We start from the raw sequence: 12,381 nt of genomic DNA, 5'->3' as shown, positions 1-12,381 counted from the left end.
GCCGCAACATGCGGCTGCTGGTTCAGCTCCGCTGGCTCGCCGTCGGCGGGCAACTCGTCACCATCGCGGTGGTGCATGTGCTGATGGGCATCCGGTTGCCGCTGGCGCCGCTGTTCGTCGCCATCACGATGCTGGTCGCGATTAACCTGGCGAGCATGCCGCTGCTGCGTCGGCGCAAGGCGGTGACCAATGCGGAACTGACCTCGGCATTGCTGTTCGATGTCGCGACGCTCGGCTGGCAACTGCATTTCTCCGGCGGCCTCGCCAATCCCTTCGCCTCGCTCTTTCTGCTCCATGTCGTGCTGGGCGCGATCCTGCTGACGCCGCGCGCCGCCTGGGCGATCGTCTTCGCCAGCCTGGTCGCGCTGGTGGCGGTTTCGGTTAATCCGACGCCGCTCGCGCTGCATCCGCCCTATGACGGCGATCCGCTCGCACTCTACCTGAAGGGCAGCCTGGTCTGCTTCGTGTTGATCGCGGTGCTGCTGGTGGCGTTCGTGACGCGGATCGGCCGCAACCTGCGCGATCGCGACGCGGCGCTGGCGGCGATCCGGCAACGCGCCGCCGAAGAGGATCATATCGTCCGCATGGGCCTGCTCGCCTCGGGCGCCGCGCACGAACTGGGCACCCCCCTTTCCTCGCTGTCGGTACTGATCGGAGACTGGCGGCGGCTGCCGCGCCTGGCCGACGACCGGGAATTGCAGGACGATATCGAGGACATGGATGCCGCCATCCAGCGCTGCAAGGCGATCGTCAGCGGCATCCTGATGTCGGCCGGCGAAGCGCGCGGTATCGCGCCGAAGGTGACGTCGATGCGCGGGTTCCTCGACGACATCGTCACCGAATGGCGCGCCAGCCGGTTGCCCGACATACTCGATTATGACGATCGTTTCGGCGAGGACGTCACCATCGTTTCCGATCCCGCGCTGCGGCAGGTGATCGGCAACGTCATCGACAATGCGGCGGAAGCCTCGCCAAGCTGGATCGGGATGACCGCACGGCGCGAACAGGATACGCTGATCCTGGAGATCGCCGATCGCGGCCCCGGTTTTCCGCCTGAGATGATCGAGCGTTTCGGCCAACCCTATCGCTCCACCAAGGGCCGCACCGGCGGCGGGCTCGGCCTGTTCCTGCTCGTCAACGTGCTGCGCAAGATGGGCGGCACGGCATCGGTCGAGAACCGGCCAGGCGGCGGCGCCTGCGTCAGGATCCTCCTGCCGCTCGCTGCACTGGCCTATGAACGAAAGGCCCAATCATGAGTGAGGAACGCCTGCTCGTCATTGTCGAGGACGACGAGCCCTTCGCCCGCACATTGCGGCGTTCCTTCGAACGGCGCGGCTATACGGTGCTCTCCGCCGCGAACCATGACGGCCTGCTTGCGCTGCTGGCAGATCAGCGCCCCGGTTTCGCGGTGGTCGATTTGAAGCTCGGCGGCGCATCGGGCCTCGCCTGCGTCCAGACGCTGCGCGCGGGCGATCCCGACATGAAGATCGTCGTCCTGACCGGCTTCGCCAGCATCGCGACGGCGGTGGAGGCGATCAAGCTCGGCGCCTCGCATTACCTCGCCAAACCCTCCAACACCGACGACATCGAAGCCGCCTTCGCGCGCGACGACGGCGATCCCGATGCGCCGGTGGACGGCCGGCAATCGTCGATCAAGACGGTGGAATGGGAACATATCCACCAGACCCTGGTCGAAACCGACTTCAACATATCCGAAGCCGCGCGACGGCTGGGCATGCACAGGCGAACGCTGGCACGGAAGCTGGAGAAGCGTCAGCTCAGATAGGCTGTCGGCAGGTCATCCCGGCGTTCTGACCAGTGCGATGATATCGAAATCATGGCGTTTCCAGCCGCGATCGCCGACGGCTTCGGTCGCCGCGCGCCGCTTCTTCTTCGCCTCCGCCAGCGACTTGGTGTGGCCCCAGAAGACCTCGGTCTTTCCATTCTCCAGATAGGCGACGATCCGCCAATAATGGGTGAACTCGGTCGCCGTCGGGCCGATCGTCTTGACGTAACCGTCCGGCAGGTTGGCCGTCAGATAATATTTCTTCTTCGCCATGCCCGCCTCACCCCGCAGCATCGCCCAGCAGGTTGAAACCGGCCCGCGCGACCGTCTGGCCATTGACGATCAGTTCGACCTCATGCGTGCCGGGATGATGGCGGCGTGTGCTGAAGTCCTTGATCTGCTGACGGATCGCAAGTGCGGCACCGGTGCTGGCAGCAAGCTCGAAGGTCTTGAGCTTGAACACCTTCGCCGCGCTCTTGCCGCCGGCCCGGGCGTAATGGATGCGGTAATCGACCACCAGCCGCTGATCCTCATTGGCGGTGGACCGCAGATCGGCGGCGATCGCGATCGTGTCACCGAGACGAACCGTCGACGGCACGACCGAGAACCCCAGCACCTCGACATCCGCGCCGTGCCCGACACCGATCAGTGCCAGCGCACGCGGCTCGCCCTGCTTGATCAGCGTGCGCAGCGCATGGCGGACAATCCAGCCGGTACGCGGATCGTCGAGCGGCCAATCGCCGAGCCGGCCGAGCAGCCAGTCGGGTCGATCCTTGGCGATGTCATTCAGATGGTTGGCGACCGATTTGCGGACATACAGGCTCGGATCGGCCTTCAGCATCTCCAGGATCGGCGCGGCCAGTGTCGGATCAGCCTTGATCGCGGGCACGCGCGCAGCCCAGGGCAGTCGCGGGCGGCAGCCCTCGCTCGCCAACCGGCGGACATGCTCGTTCTCGTCGCTCGCCCAGAGCATCATCACCGCCAGCGTGCGTTCGACGTCCTCAGCCAGGAACGGCCGGATCGCGAATTCGGCGGTGCCGAAGCGGGTGAGATCGGCGAGTGCAGCCATCGACCGGTTGAAATCATGAAGACCGTGCCGCGCGACAAACTCGGTGATCGCGACCGCCTGAAAGCCATGGGTCAGATCGGGCGCCATCGCGCGCAGGATCGCGAGCGCATCCGCATAATCGGACGGCAGCGCGAGCTTCAGCGCATCGGCGATATGGCGGACCCGTTCCATGATCGAGAGCGCGTCGAGCCCGTTCGACGCCGCGGAGAGAAATGTGTCGCGATCGAAGCGCGACGATGCGCGCGCGCCAGCACCAGCGATGGTCTCCAGCGCCTGTGATCCCAGGATATCCTTGAGAAGCGCCGGCGTTGTCGTTTCGCTCGTCATCGCCTTGCATCGCTCCCGGTCGATATGCCCGCACGCACAGTCGCGCGGGACGATCAGAGCGCAATAGTGCCACTGAACATGCCGATACAATGGCCCCCGACACTGGCGCGCGCGCCGTCCCCGGCCCGCCAGGCGCGAAGCGACAAACGGCTTTCACGCCCCATCTCCACGCCCTGCACCGCTTCATAGGCCAGATTTTCAGCGCCCGAGAGCGACAGGCGAAGCGCCGCCAGCGTCGCGTTCGCGCTGCCGGTGGCTGGATCTTCCCAGGTTCCGGCGAGCGGCGCGAACATCCGCGCGCGAATGCCCGGTCCGTCCTGCGCATAGAGGAAGATCGACAGGCGCCCGCCCAGATCCGGGCGCGCGGCGGCAAGGCGGCGATAGGCGCTCAGATCTGGAACGGCGACCGCAAGCGCATCGCTTTCGACCGCAACCAGCACGAAATCCACACCGACGCTCGCGCGCGTCGGCGGATGCTCGGTCAGGACAAGCTGTCCGACCTCGAGCGACAGGCAATCGGCGATACCCTGGGCGGGCAATTCGCCGAGATGGCGGAGCGGCTGTGGCGCATCGATCTCCGCGCCGACGACACTGCCGTCCTCCTCCTTCAGCCGAACCTCGACGAGCCCCGCGACTTCCTCGAAACGCAGCGTGCTTCCTTGCGTTCGCCCAAGGCTGGCCAGAGCAAAGGCGGTGCCGACATTGGGGTGTCCGGCAAAGGGCATCTCCGCGGTCCGGTTGAAGATGCGGACCTGGGCAGTGTTGGCAGGGTCCCGGGGCGGCAGGACGAATGTCGTCTCGCTATAGTTCAGTTCGGCCGCCAGCGCCTGCATGGTCGTGGTGTCGAGCCCCGACGCATCGGGAAAGACCGCCAACGGATTGCCGCCGAACCGGCTGGTCGTGAACACATCGACGGTGAGATAGTCGTAACTGGCCATGCCGAACCCCATTATCATTGGCCGCGCGGATCACTCAGCCTTCAACCGCATGTGCAGGAAACGGATGATCTCGTCCCTCGCCGCGACCGTCGGCTGATCGGCCTCGTCGATCAAGTGCACGGTCACCACGCTGTGCGGCGTCGGGACATGTCGGGCGAAGAAGGACGGAACGTCCCGGTTTGCCGCTTCGTCGGGCAGCACATGGGCCACGAAGCGATCACCCAATGCCTCGGCATAAGCGGCAAAGCGCTCGGCGCGGCAAAACGCGTCCCCGGCAAAGCGATACGCCAATACGCTCAGGTCCTCGCGTTCGAGCCGCACACGTATCGCCGCGATCTCGTCTGGCGAGATCTCCAGGCCGGCGGGATTGTCGAGCGGCAGCGAGGGCTGGCAGAGGATCGGCGCACGCACCGATGAATCCAGCATCATCGTCAGCGCGAAATTGCCCGTGAAGCACATGCCGATCGCGCCGACACCGGGGCCTGCGCATTCGGCATGGGCAAGTTCAGCCAGCCCCATCAGCCAGCGCGTCACCGGGCTCGACGCGCCACCGCTCAACGCGCGGAACTCGGCGCTGATACAAGCGCGGCGGAACACCGCCGCCCCCTCCTCCGCATCGGCGACAGCGCCATCGCGCCCGAACAGCGACGGCAAATAGACGCAAAATCCGGCGTCGCGCACCCAGCGCGCGAACCGCGCGACATGGGGGCTGATCCCCGGCATCTCCGCCATCACGATCACGGCGGGTCCGTTTCCGGCGACGAACACCGGCCGCATCACGCCCTCGATCGTGGTCATGCGCCGCGTGAAATCCGCCAGCGCATCGTCGCTGTCCAATGATCGCTCCATCGTCGAACCGTTCCTTTCCGCGACACAGCTTGCGTTGCGGTCGGCTTTTCCGATAGTGTCCGATTCGACATTATTCAGGGATATTTCGCCATGATCATCGTCGAGCTTCTGGTGCTCAGGGGGGCGATGGCATCATGCGTTTCGATCAGCTTCGATGTGCTCGAAACGGCGAACCGGCTGCTGGCGGTTCAGGGGCGGCCGCCGGCATTCCGCATGACGCTGGCCGGTTCCGGCGCGGCGGACTGGCGCCGGCTCGCACCGGCCGCGCAACCGGCAACGGACGGACATCCCGACATCGTCGTCGTTCCGGGACTCGGCCTGACCAGCCAAACCGCCATCGACGAGGGGCTGCACACGAAGGGCGCGCTTCAGGCACGGCGACGTCTGATCCAGCATGCGGAGGCGGGTGCGGACATCGCCGCCGCATGTTCGGCGACCTTCCTGGTCGCATCGACGGGTTTGCTCGATGGCCGCCGGGCAACCACGACCTGGTGGCTCGCTCCCCTCTTTCGCGGCATGTTTCCAGCCATCCGGGTCGATCCGGACGCGGTGCTGGTCAGCGACGGCCCGTTCACCACCGCCGGGGCGGCGATGGCGCAGCTCGATCTGATGCTCTCGATCGTGGCGCGCTTCGCCGGGTCCGCGCTCGCCGATCTCTGCGCGCGATATCTTCTGCTCGACGGCCGCCGATCGCAGCTTCCCTATTCGACGGTCTCACTGCTTGCCGCCACCGACGAGCGCGTCGCCCGCGCCGAAGGCTGGGCGCGCGACCGGCTGGAGGAGGGCGTCGATGTCGAACAGCTCGCCGCCGCCGCCGGCCTCACCTCCCGCACCTTCGCCCGGCGCGTCGAGCGCGTCACCGGCTTGTCTCCGGTTCGCTTTCTCCAGCGCCTGCGGATCGAGCGCGCGACCGATCTGGCGGCGTCGACCCGGCTGTCGTTCGACGAGATCGCCCGGCGCGTCGGCTATGCCGAACCATCGACGCTGCGGCGGCTGATGCGGCGCGAGGGCCGCATGCAGAAAGTGGCGCGCCCCGCGCGATATGAAGGAGCATCGAAATGAGAACGGCATTTCTGGGCCTGGGTCGCATGGGCGAGCCGATGGCGACCAACCTCGCGCGCGCCGGTGTCGGATTGACGGTATGGAACCGCTCTCCGGCTGCGAGCGAGCGGTTGGAGGCGCTAGGCGCATGCGTCGCCGCAAGCGCGCGCGACGCGCTGCGGGCGGAGCCCATCGCGATCCTCATGCTCGCCAACGCGGAGGTGATCGACGCCGTTCTGGAACGCGGCAGCGAAGCCTTTGTCGGCAATGTCGCGGGCCGCATCATCGTCCATATGGGCACGACGGCGCCCGAATATTCGCAAGGACTGGAAGTTGACATCCAGGCCGCGGGCGGACGCTATGTCGAATGCCCGGTGTCAGGATCGCGCCGTCCCGCGGAAGAAGCCGCGCTGGTCGCGATGATCGCGGGCGATGCCGACACGGCGGAGCAGGTGGAAGCGCTGGTGAAGCCGATGTGCGCCGCGACCTTCCAATGCGGCCCCGTTCCCAACGCACTGGTCACCAAGCTCGCCGTCAACGTCTTCCTGATCACGATGGTGACCGGGCTTGCGGAGGCCGCCAGCTTCGCGCGGAAACAGGGGGTCGATCCGAACCTGTTCCGGACGATCCTGGACGCGGGCCCGATGGCGAGCGCAGTCTCGCGCGTAAAGCTGGACAAACTTGTGGCGGGCGACTTCTCGCCTCAGGCATCGATCGCGGATGTGCTCATGAACAGCCGGCTCATCACGGCGGCCGCGCGCGAAGCGGACATCGCGGCACCGCTCATGCAGGTCTGCGAATCCCTGCTTGAGCGGACATGCGCGCTCGGGTTCGAGCGGATCGACATGATCGGCGTCGTTGAGGCGTTCTGACAGTCCGTTTCCGCGCCGCCCTTATTCGGGTTGCGCGATCGGCAGATAGAGCGCGCTCGGATGCGCCTTGTCGTGCAGCAGCTTCACCGTCACGGGCCGCGCATCCCTCATCGTCTCGTCGGAAACCACACCACCCGAATTATAGTTCTTCTGCGTGTAGATCGAATTCATCGGACCGATGACAAGGCGCAGCCGGCTGCCCTTCGCGATCTGTCGCGAGACGAAGGTGAAGCTGTTGAAATCGTAGCGCAGCGCATCCCTTGTCGCGATCAGCTTCGACGCGCGAAGCCCCTCGCGATAGCGCGCGCGGATCACGTCGTTGGTGAGGAGGATGCTCCCACCCTTGCCGTCGATCTCATAGACCGAAGCCTGGAAATCCGTGTCGGGCTGGTCGATCGCGATCCAGGCCGCGAGCCGGAAGAAACCCGAAAGCTCGGTGGGCTTGTCGAACACCGGCGTGTGATAGACGAGTTGCTTGCCGTCGCCCGCCAGCACGAGTTGCTGGTCGGTGAGCGACGAGGGATCGATGCCCGCCTCCAGCGCGGCGCCCGAAACGTCGCGCGGATCATAGACATAGCTGTCGGGCGCCCCCTTGCCCGCTCCAGCGGGCGACAACCCGCCAGACGCCATGACCCGCGTCGCGTTGGCGGTTGAATCGAGATAATAGGCGCGCTGCTCGGCGGTGACCGCCTCGAGCGAGTCCGCGTAACGCCACTTCTCCGCACCCATCACATAATAGGCGACCGGCTTTTTGAGGAAGGCGGGCCTGGCACCGCCCGCCATCGTCCATGCATACCAGTCGAGATGGAGCTTCGGCAGGTCGAGCAGGCTTTCGGGGCCGAATTTGACACCGCCCACCTCGGGCTGCGGTGTGCGCGTGCCGGCATGATCCCAGGGGCCGATGATCAGGTAATGTTTCGCGCGCTGCGCGGGCGCCGCCAGCCGCATATGCGTCTTGTAGAAGGCGAGCGCGCCGGGCTGATCGCCGTCATAGCTGCCCGTGATCGTCAGGATCGGCATGTCGAGCGCACGGAACTGCTCGGGCGTCGGTGCATAGCTGTCGTACCAGGCGTCAACCTCGGGATGGGAGATCCATTCCTGGAGGATCTTCTGATCCCCGCCGAAGACTTTCGGCAACGTGCTGAACGCCTCGCCCTTCTCGAAACGCTCGCGCCACAGCGAGGACCAGAAGAAGGGATCGCCGAAGATGTTGGCCTGCGAGGTCTTGCCCGAGGTGAAGGTGAGCCACTGCATCAGATACGGCGCGGCCATGTTGTTGCGCGTCGGGAAATCATACCCCGGATAGGGCGAGGCGACGGGCACGATCGTCGCCAGGTGCGGCGGCGCTTCCTTGGCGGTCGCCCACTGGTTGTAGCCGGCATAGGAGCCGCCCCACATAGAGACCTTGCCGTTGCACCAGCTTTGCCTGGCCATCCATTCGACGACGTCATGGCCGTCCTTCGCCTCCTGGATGAGCGGACGGAACTCGCCGCCGGAATTGCCGCGCCCGCGCACGTCGACGGTCAGGAACGGCAGGCCATGCGCCGCGAAATAGACGCCGCGATCATGATAGCTCTGCCCGATATAGGGAGTGAGCGTGACGATGCAGGGCGCGGGTGCCGCTTGCCCCTTGGGCAGGTAGATCGTCGCGTTGAGTTCGACGCCGTCACGCAGCGGGATCTTCACGCCCCATCGCATCTCGATCTTCGCGGCATCGGGACCCGGCGGTGAGGATTGTGCCTGCGCCAGCGCAGGCAGCGATACCGCCAGCGCCAATGCCGTTCCGAACAGCCGCAATGGCTTCAACATGACACCCTCGATCCGGCCTTGCGGCCCGTTCATTCTTGTTTGACAGACTGTCGCGGCGATAGGTTGCGCCGCGCGTTTCGCCCCGCACCGGCGCAAGGCGCCGATGCGGGGCGTGCGACCCTCACGGGATCACGGGCAATTCGATGCGGCTCGGATATTTGGCCGAGCTGTAGATGCGCTGCGTCGCCTTCACATAATCCGACTTCTTCGCGGTGAAGATGTTGGGCACGAAAGTCTGGGGATTGCGATCATAGAGCGGGAACCAACTCGACTGGATCTGCACCATGATGCGGTGGCCCTTGAGGAATTTGTGGCTCACCTGCGGCAGCTTGAGCTGATATTCGACGACCTTGTTCGCGGGGATCGCCGTGGGCTTCGACGGATCGTCACGATAGCGGCCACGCATGATGTCCATCGAGATCGCCAGTTCATAGCCGCCCATTTCGGGGGCGGCGGGATATTCCGCCGGATAGACGTCGATCAGCTTGACCACCCAGTCGCTGTCGGTGCCGCTGGTCGAAGCGAAGAATTTGGCGATCGGCTGGCCGGCCAGGCGGACATCATCGGTCAGCACGTCGCTCACGAAGGTGACGACGTCCGGCCGCGCTTCCGCGAAGCGCTGATCGTCGACCAGCCATTGCCCCCAGCTCGTCTGCGGATTGTAGGTCGAGAGGATCGGCCGCTGGCGATAAGTGACCGGCCGCGCGGGATCGGAGATATATTCGGCGAACCCGCCGGCCCCGCCAGGCGCGTTCCAGCCCAGCCCGCCTTCGGCCGAAAAATAGATCGACCTAGACTGGGACGGACAACCGCTGGCGCACGACAGCGGCCAGCGATCATAGCGATGCCATTCGTTGGCGCCGGTCTCGAAAGCCGTCACCGGCGCGAGCTTCGCGTTCTTGCCGCCGTCCTTCAGATGCTGGTCGAAAAAGGGGATCAGCACCTTCTCGCGATACCAGGCGGACGTATTGCCGTCGAAATCGATCGCGCCCAGCTTCGATCCATCGAGGTTCATGTTCTGGCCATGGCGCCACGGGCCGATGATCATGAAATTCTCGTCATTGCCCTTGTCCTTGGGCTCCATCGCCTCGTAGACGGCCGGCGCGCCGTAGATATCCTCCTGGTCCCAAAGACTGTGGACATGGAGCGTCGGCACCTTGAGCGGCTCCTTCGCAAGGATCCTGTCGAGCGCCTGCTCTTTCCAATAATCGTCATAAGCGGGATGGGCGACCGCCTTCTGGAACACCGGCAGCTTGTCGACGCCGATCAGCTTCGCCATGTCGCTGACCGAACCGGCCTTCAGCCAGCTTTCATAGGTGTCCTGCCGATCGAACTGGAGCCCGTAACGCGACGATTTGTCGGCGCTCATCCGGTAGACCCAGTCGAGGAAGCTCTGGCGATAGGCGCCATTGTGGAACCAGTCGTCGCCGATCCATCCATCGACCAGCGGATTGATCGGCACCGCCGCCTTCAGCGCCGGATGCGGATTGACCAGACTCATCAGCGTGGTGAAGCCGCCATAGCTGACGCCGACCGTGCCGACCTTGCCGTTGGTTTCCGGCACATTCTTCACCAGCCAGTCGATGCTGTCATATGTGTCGGTGGAGTGGTCGTTCTTGGTGTCGTTGAGCGGGCCGATCAGCGGCTTGGCGATGATATAGTCGCCTTCGGACTTGTAACGGCCGCGCACATCCTGGACGACAATGATGTAGCCGGCAGCCGCAAGCTCCGCATAGGCCGTCGGCAGCGCCATCGAATAACGGTTGGACGGCAGGCCGGTGATCGCCTTGTCCGCCGAATAGGGGGTGCGTGAGAAGATGATCGGCGCATTCTTCGCGCCTTTCGGAATCACGATGTTCGCATGCAGCTTCACGCCGTCGCGCATCGGAATCTGGACCTCGCGGATCGTGAAGTCCTTCAGATCGTCCGACGGCTTGAAGCCCGGTGGGATGTCGCTGGTGACCTGGGTCTGCGCCATGGCGGGCACGGCGGCGGCAAGAGCGAGAGCGGACGAAAGCAGGGCCGTGGCGAAGCGGCGAACGATCATGGTGATTCCCCCGGGGATGGTGACGTGCCAGCTTACGCCGAATTCTCCGATCGGCAAATCTTCTCGCCAAATCAGACCTGATTGCGCCTGAACCGACATGATCAGGATCGCTCAGCCAACAGCACACCGGTTGAGCAGGGTTTTCCCGGGCAGGGCACCCGTCGCGCGCGCGCCGCGCCAGACCAGTTCGCCATTGACCCAGACACGGCTGATGCCCGTCGAAAGCGCGCGGGGCGTTTCGATCGAGGCATGATCGCGCACCATATCGGGATCGAAAAGAACCAGATCCGCCGCCTGCCCCGGAAGAACGCGGCCGCGATCCGCAAAGCCCATATGATCCGCCGCCAGGCCCGACATCTTGTGGACGGCCTGTGCAAGCGACAATATTCCGTCCTCGCGCACATATTTGCGCAGGATGCGGCTGAACGACCCGGCGCCACGCGGATGCCCGCCCCGCATCTCGCCGTCCGAACAGATATTCGCGTGCGGCCAGCGCATCATCGTCGCGATATCGGCCTCGCTCATGCTGGCGGCGATGATGCTTTCATGCTTGTCCGCTGCCTGGGCCGTGCGGATCAGTTCGAGATAGAGTTCGGCCGGATCGCGCCCGCGTTCCGCCGCCAGCGCGGCGAGCGTCTTGCCGGCGATCGTGGGATCGGCTTCATAGACGTTGAAGATCACGCGTTCCGGAACAACGAAATTGCGCAGGGCGAACCGCGTCGCTTCGATATCGTCGAAATTGCGATCGGGCAGCATCACCGTCATGGTGGATTGCCAATATTCATAGGGATAGATGTCGAGGGTCGCGTCGATGCCCTGCGCCCGGGCCGCGTCCAGCCGGTCGAGCAGCTTGCGCGACTGACCCCATAAGGACGCCATGGACAGTTTGGCATGCGAAAGCTGCACCGGCACCCGCGCCTCCCGGCCGACGCGGATCAGCTCGTCGATCGATGCCCAGAGATTGACGTTTTCGCTGCGGATATGGCTGATATAGCGCCCGCCATAGGGCGCGATCGCCTTGCAGAGCGCGATGACCTCGTCCGAAGCCGAATAGATGCCGGGATCATAGCCGAGACCGCTCGACAACCCGATCGCGCCGGCGCGCATGTCCGCGTCGAGCAACGCCTTCATCCGCTCGATTTCGCCGGTCGTGGCGACACGCCGGTAATCTTCGCCCATCACCTTCGCGCGCAGGCTGTTATGGCCGCTATAGGATGCGACGTTCACCGCCGCACCCGTCCTCGCCAGATCGTCCCATAGCGACCGCAACGGCAGTGCCGCCGAACCGTCCTGCCCGACGACGATCGTCGTCACACCCTGGCTCAGCAACGTCGCCGCGTCGGGCGCATCGAGCAATCCGCGATCATGATGGCTGTGCGTATCGATGAAGCCGGGCGCCAGCACCTGCCCCTGCCCGTCATGCACCGCCTCGCCGACACGCGGCGCGAGCGTGGCGCCGATCTCGACGATACGGCCGCCCGCGATCCGCACCGCCGCGCGCCGGGCCGCCGCGCCGGTGCCATCGATCAGGCGGATATTGGTGATGCATGTCCCCGCCCGGCTGGGGGAGCGCATGCGCGGCGGACGCCGCGACGATGGATCCCGCCAGCGCCTGTTTGAGGAACCGCCGGCGCGGCATCGCG

Annotated in this window: 11 protein-coding genes; 4 read left to right on the top strand and 7 right to left on the bottom strand. The window is 65.3% G+C overall.

The window, feature by feature from the left end; all coding sequences use genetic code 11:
* The first annotated feature begins 8 nt into the window (after positions 1-8).
* Together ACODTA_RS13995 and ACODTA_RS13990 are read left to right on the top strand one after the other, a co-directional pair.
* Entirely contained in the window at positions 9-1,256 is a 1,248-nt protein-coding gene (locus ACODTA_RS13995; protein WP_489066781.1) for an ATP-binding protein, read from the top strand.
* Positions 1,253-1,786 carry a response regulator transcription factor gene (locus ACODTA_RS13990; protein ID WP_489066524.1) on the top strand — a complete coding sequence of 178 codons (534 nt, stop codon included), beginning with the start codon at positions 1,253-1,255 and terminating at the stop codon, positions 1,784-1,786. The genes ACODTA_RS13995 and ACODTA_RS13990 overlap by 4 nt, the downstream gene beginning before the upstream one ends.
* A gap of 12 nt (positions 1,787-1,798) precedes the next feature.
* Here ACODTA_RS13990 and ACODTA_RS13985 read toward each other — a convergent pair whose 3' ends face one another.
* From ACODTA_RS13985 to ACODTA_RS13970, 4 genes are read right to left on the bottom strand one after another with little or no spacing between them, the layout of a single operon-like run.
* Complete coding sequence (locus tag ACODTA_RS13985) at positions 1,799-2,059, bottom strand: hypothetical protein (protein ID WP_489066780.1); 261 nt, start codon at positions 2,057-2,059, stop codon at positions 1,799-1,801.
* A 7-nt stretch (positions 2,060-2,066) separates the two neighbouring features.
* Positions 2,067-3,182, bottom strand: coding sequence for a DNA alkylation repair protein (locus tag ACODTA_RS13980; protein ID WP_489066523.1), 1,116 nt, complete (start codon positions 3,180-3,182; stop codon positions 2,067-2,069).
* Positions 3,183-3,235: 53 nt separating this feature from the next.
* Complete coding sequence (locus tag ACODTA_RS13975; protein WP_489066522.1) at positions 3,236-4,120, bottom strand: PhzF family phenazine biosynthesis protein; 885 nt, start codon at positions 4,118-4,120, stop codon at positions 3,236-3,238.
* 30 nt (positions 4,121-4,150) lie between these two features.
* Positions 4,151-4,969, bottom strand: a complete 819-nt coding sequence (locus ACODTA_RS13970) for a dienelactone hydrolase family protein (RefSeq protein ID WP_489066521.1) — start codon at positions 4,967-4,969, stop codon at positions 4,151-4,153.
* Positions 4,970-5,059: 90 nt separating this feature from the next.
* Between ACODTA_RS13970 and ACODTA_RS13965 the strand changes: the two genes are divergently transcribed.
* Positions 5,060-6,031, top strand: a complete 972-nt coding sequence (locus tag ACODTA_RS13965; RefSeq protein ID WP_489066520.1) for a GlxA family transcriptional regulator — start codon at positions 5,060-5,062, stop codon at positions 6,029-6,031.
* The gene (locus tag ACODTA_RS13960) at positions 6,028-6,882 is read left to right on the top strand and encodes an NAD(P)-dependent oxidoreductase (RefSeq protein ID WP_489066519.1); all 855 of its coding nucleotides are present in this window, start codon (positions 6,028-6,030) and stop codon (positions 6,880-6,882) included. Before ACODTA_RS13965 ends, ACODTA_RS13960 begins: the two co-directional genes overlap by 4 nt.
* Positions 6,883-6,903: 21 nt before the next feature.
* Here ACODTA_RS13960 and ACODTA_RS13955 read toward each other — a convergent pair whose 3' ends face one another.
* From ACODTA_RS13955 to ACODTA_RS13945, 3 genes are all read right to left on the bottom strand, one after another.
* Positions 6,904-8,691 carry a CocE/NonD family hydrolase gene (locus tag ACODTA_RS13955; RefSeq protein WP_489066518.1) on the bottom strand — a complete coding sequence of 596 codons (1,788 nt, stop codon included), beginning with the start codon at positions 8,689-8,691 and terminating at the stop codon, positions 6,904-6,906.
* 121 nt (positions 8,692-8,812) lie between these two features.
* Complete coding sequence (locus ACODTA_RS13950; RefSeq protein ID WP_489066517.1) at positions 8,813-10,795, bottom strand: CocE/NonD family hydrolase; 1,983 nt, start codon at positions 10,793-10,795, stop codon at positions 8,813-8,815.
* A gap of 54 nt (positions 10,796-10,849) precedes the next feature.
* Positions 10,850-12,313 (bottom strand): N-acyl-D-amino-acid deacylase family protein, encoded by a 1,464-nt coding sequence (locus tag ACODTA_RS13945; RefSeq protein ID WP_489066516.1) that lies wholly within the window; start codon positions 12,311-12,313, stop codon positions 10,850-10,852.
* Positions 12,314-12,381: the final 68 nt, after the last annotated feature.

The organism is Sphingomonas sp. FG14 (assembly GCF_057809675.1).
This window is presented reverse-complemented; position numbering and strand designations above follow the sequence as displayed.

What these genes read in the sequence shown, in the direction of transcription:
- ACODTA_RS13975 (WP_489066522.1), bottom strand. Translation starts at nt 4,120, where the DNA reads ATGGCCAGTTACGACTATCTCACCGTCGATGTGTTCACGACCAGCCGG.
- ACODTA_RS13990 (WP_489066524.1), top strand. Translation starts at nt 1,253, where the DNA reads ATGAGTGAGGAACGCCTGCTCGTCATTGTCGAGGACGACGAGCCCTTC.
- ACODTA_RS13985 (WP_489066780.1), bottom strand. Translation starts at nt 2,059, where the DNA reads ATGGCGAAGAAGAAATATTATCTGACGGCCAACCTGCCGGACGGTTAC.
- ACODTA_RS13980 (WP_489066523.1), bottom strand. Translation starts at nt 3,182, where the DNA reads ATGACGAGCGAAACGACAACGCCGGCGCTTCTCAAGGATATCCTGGGA.
- ACODTA_RS13965 (WP_489066520.1), top strand. Translation starts at nt 5,060, where the DNA reads ATGATCATCGTCGAGCTTCTGGTGCTCAGGGGGGCGATGGCATCATGC.
- ACODTA_RS13960 (WP_489066519.1), top strand. Translation starts at nt 6,028, where the DNA reads ATGAGAACGGCATTTCTGGGCCTGGGTCGCATGGGCGAGCCGATGGCG.
- ACODTA_RS13995 (WP_489066781.1), top strand. Translation starts at nt 9, where the DNA reads ATGCGGCTGCTGGTTCAGCTCCGCTGGCTCGCCGTCGGCGGGCAACTC.
- ACODTA_RS13955 (WP_489066518.1), bottom strand. Translation starts at nt 8,691, where the DNA reads ATGTTGAAGCCATTGCGGCTGTTCGGAACGGCATTGGCGCTGGCGGTA.
- ACODTA_RS13945 (WP_489066516.1), bottom strand. Translation starts at nt 12,313, where the DNA reads ATGCGCTCCCCCAGCCGGGCGGGGACATGCATCACCAATATCCGCCTG.
- ACODTA_RS13970 (WP_489066521.1), bottom strand. Translation starts at nt 4,969, where the DNA reads ATGGAGCGATCATTGGACAGCGACGATGCGCTGGCGGATTTCACGCGG.